Source organism: Oleiphilus sp. HI0086 (genome assembly GCF_001635225.1).
Genome location: NZ_LWFZ01000287.1, coordinates 1 through 3525 on the forward strand (window position 1 = coordinate 1; position 3525 = coordinate 3525).

General features: G+C 43.0%; 3 protein-coding genes and 1 tRNA gene. All 4 read left to right on the forward strand.

Going from position 1 to position 3525, the window contains the following annotated elements:
- Positions 1 to 1368: tetratricopeptide repeat protein (locus A3756_RS03610; RefSeq protein ID WP_068552937.1), on the forward strand; the 1368-nt coding region annotated here is incomplete at its 5' end.
- A gap of 121 nt (positions 1369 to 1489) precedes the next feature.
- Positions 1490 to 1566 (forward strand) — tRNA-Arg (locus tag A3756_RS03615).
- An 84-nt stretch (positions 1567 to 1650) separates the two neighbouring features.
- Positions 1651 to 2157 (forward strand): hypothetical protein, encoded by a 507-nt coding sequence (locus A3756_RS03620; RefSeq protein ID WP_156490240.1) that lies wholly within the window; start codon positions 1651 to 1653, stop codon positions 2155 to 2157.
- Positions 2126 to 3364 (forward strand): hypothetical protein, encoded by a 1239-nt coding sequence (locus A3756_RS03625; protein WP_068552938.1) that lies wholly within the window; start codon positions 2126 to 2128, stop codon positions 3362 to 3364. The genes A3756_RS03620 and A3756_RS03625 overlap by 32 nt, the downstream gene beginning before the upstream one ends.
- Positions 3365 to 3525 lie beyond the last annotated feature (161 nt).

The following is a 3525-nucleotide window of genomic DNA, read 5'->3' on the forward strand; positions in this document are numbered from 1 at the left end:
CATACAGGCATATTCATACTCATCACGGCAGAAACTTCTAAAGATATGGTCATGGGAGCGCTTGAATACTTGCCTGATGGCTACATCACAAAGCCTATTACAAAAGCCGTTTTACAAAAACGTTTGGATGCAATGATCGAGCAGCGTGAGGTATTGAAACCTGTTAATGAGGCGATTGATGCTGAAAACCTCCCCAAAGCGATCGAACTAATCAATAAAGAGGTTCGCTACGAAACTAAATATATCACCTGGTGTATGCGCAAGCTTGCTAGTCTTTATTTTCAGATGGGTGAGAACGAACGCGCAGCGAAGATATATCGTGACGTGTTATCGACACGTGATATTGGTTGGGCAAGGCTTGGTTTAAGCAAGGTGCAAGTTGCTTTGGGCGACTATGAAGGCGCTATCAAGGGGCTTCAAGGCTTATTAGCAGGTAACCCGAACTTAATTGAAGCCTATGATACCTTGGCCGAAGCGCAACTAAAGCATGGGAAGGCCCGCGATGCGCAAAAAACTTTGGCAAAGGCTGTTGATATTTCACCGCATGCTATTCTGCGTCAGCAGAAACTTGCTGAAGTTTGCTCTAAAAATAAAGATGTTGAAGGCGCTGCGGATGCTTTTTGTCAAAGTGTAAAGTTGGGGCACAATTCTGTACACGAGTCTTCTGAAAATTATTTAAGTTTAGGTCGCTGCCTTTCTGATTTGGCTGAAGGTGATACGTCGGATAATGGTAAAAAACAGGCAAAAGAAGCTGTTCATATTCTAGGGCGTGCTAGTAAGAAATTTAAGGATGATGTCAATGTTCAGGCTAGTGCATTATTGATCGAGGCCCGTGTTCACAAAGGGCAGGGTGATGACAAAAAGTCTCAGGCTGCACTGGATAAAGCCCAGGAAACAATGGATGTATCGAGCGCCTCAGCTGAAACAACCTTGGAGTTTGCTAAAACACTCTACAGTATGGGAGACGAGACCGAAGCCGAGAAGGTATTAAGTGATTTGGCAGAGCGTCACTCGGACGACAAGGGTGTCATGAACAATATTGAAGAGTTGCTTGATGAGCCTGTTAGCCTTCAGAAAAGGGTTAAAGCTAGAAAGCTTAACAAGAGTGGTATTACTGCATTTGAAGAGGGTGATCTGGACGAAGCGATTCGCGTTTTTGATGAGGCGCTTCAGGTTACGCCAAAACACCCAGCCCTTAACCTTAATACCGTCCAGGTAATGCTAAAACAAATTCGACAGCAAGGTGGCAACCCTCAGCTCAAAGCAAAGTGTGAGCAATGCTTGGACAATGTTAAGCATATTCCTGCTCAGCATAGGCAATACAAACGCTTCCAAAGTTTACAAACGAAGGTTAAGGCACTGTCCTAGTCGCAGGTAACAGTGGGTATCGCAAGTCCTGGCTTCAATTGTATGGGAATAATCTGTTGCAACGTGTAATTTCCACTTGAGCCTGACTCATTTGCTCGCTATTATTCCTGCGCCTATTTTTCCGCCCTTAGCTCAGCTGGATAGAGCGTCCCCCTCCTAAGGGGAAGGTCTCAGGTTCGAATCCTGAAGGGCGGGCCATTCTTGTTTATATCTCCATATTGCTCTTAAAACTCAGAGCTATGTTATTAAAGTGTAAAACCACGCGTGTTTAGGTTTGTGGCTTTGGCAATCCACAGATTATGGTCTACCTTTGTAATCATGTGGATAAAGTCCTTTATCATTTATATTTCTTTGATTGCAGTTTTCCAACTGTCGCTCGCCCGTACCTGTTATGCTGATGACTCAGGCGGTCATGTCAGTGAATCAGCGAACGCGCAGTCTGTTATCACTCATCTCTCCACGCTAACCGACACTTTAAGCTTAAATGAGTTGCGCGCTATTTTTAGTCTGAGAGCTAGAGCTTGGCCCGATGGAACAAAGATTACAGTGGTGGTTTTCCAAGATACCAACCCGGTTCATCGATCATTTTTGATGAATACCTTAAAAATGCTCCCGCATCAACTTAGGCGTCAATGGGACCGGTATATATACTCAGGTATAGGTCAGGGACCTGTTGTCGTTCAATCCGTCGAAGATATGCTAGCGACAATTAATAATACACCCGGGGCAATTGGTTATGTTGAAGGAGGCATGTCGAATGAGCATGTTACTACGGTCAGTATTCGCTAAGGCCGTTTTAGCGGTTGTGCTGGGTGGAACTTCTTTAGTTTCTTTCGCTACGGAAGCTAAGAAATATCTAGTGGATCATATCAATTGGCACGGTTTTGTTAGTCAAAGCTTTGTTTTAACCGATGAAAATGATTTTTTGGGTTCTAGTTCTGATGGTAGCTTTAAATACAATAGTGTTGGTTTAAACGGGTCTTGGAAGGCGACGAACTCTTTACAGTTTTCCATGCAGGGTCTTTACAAACAGATTGGTAACGGCGAGCCAAAAGGTACTAGACTTGATTTTGCGATACTTGATTGGCGGCTTTTTGATGATTTTGAATATGGTTTAGGTTTAAGAGCAGGGCGTTTAAAGAATCCGTTTGGCTTCTTTAACGAAACTAGAGATGTTGCAGTAACACGTCCTAGCTTACTGTTGCCTGAGTCTATTTATATTGATTACTTGCAAGAGATATTACATTCATCAGATAGTATAGGGCTTTATGGGCACCGGGAATTCCAGAGCGGTACGTTGTCGTTTAGTACTGCTTTTGGTGAGCCGATTTTTAATAGTCATAGTGTTGAGTCAATCTTAAGTACGAAAACCTCTGGTAGCTTCGATAATGAGCGCGCTAGCTTTACGAGGCTGTCTTTTGAACCCGGTTCTGGTGCGTGGCGCACTGCGCTTTCTTATGTTCAATTAGATGCTGATTTTACACCGGGAGCAGGGGAAACGTTTCAAGATCTTACTGTCACCCCTCCACTGTTTGAGGGTGAGCTTGGCCTAAAAGCATTGATGCTTTCTTTTGAACTCAGTATTGATAAATGGCGCTTCACAACTGAAATCCAACGACGAGATATCGAAGTAGATAACATTTTTGCTGGCAATAAAAATGTGGAAAAGTTTATTGGTTATTACGTTCAGGTAGATTATCAACTATCACCTAATATGCAGGTATATGTGCGCCAGGACGAAGCTTATCGGTTTAAAGACGACAAAGATGGCTCGGACTATGAAGCCGGTGACCCAATCAATAGGTATGCGCGTAATGCTTTTGCTAAAGACTCCACTATTGGCATTAGTTATGCTCCTTCGTTCGAATGGATGTTTTCAATCGAGTTTCACGCTGTAAATGGTACATTTTGGTTGCCTGACTTAGAAAATCCAGATATGGAAAAACAACGTAAGCACTGGAATATGTTTTTAGCTCAGGTGGCGTATCGTTTCTAATGCAAGACACAAAAAAACAGCTTTTTGTTAGTTTATATTGGAAGTCCGCAGTTGGCCTAGCTGCGATCTTTCTATCGTTCATCTCATTTTTTACATACTTCAATGTAGCGCAAATGCAATCCTTGCAAGCGCATAATAGAAGTGTGAACCAGCAGCAATAT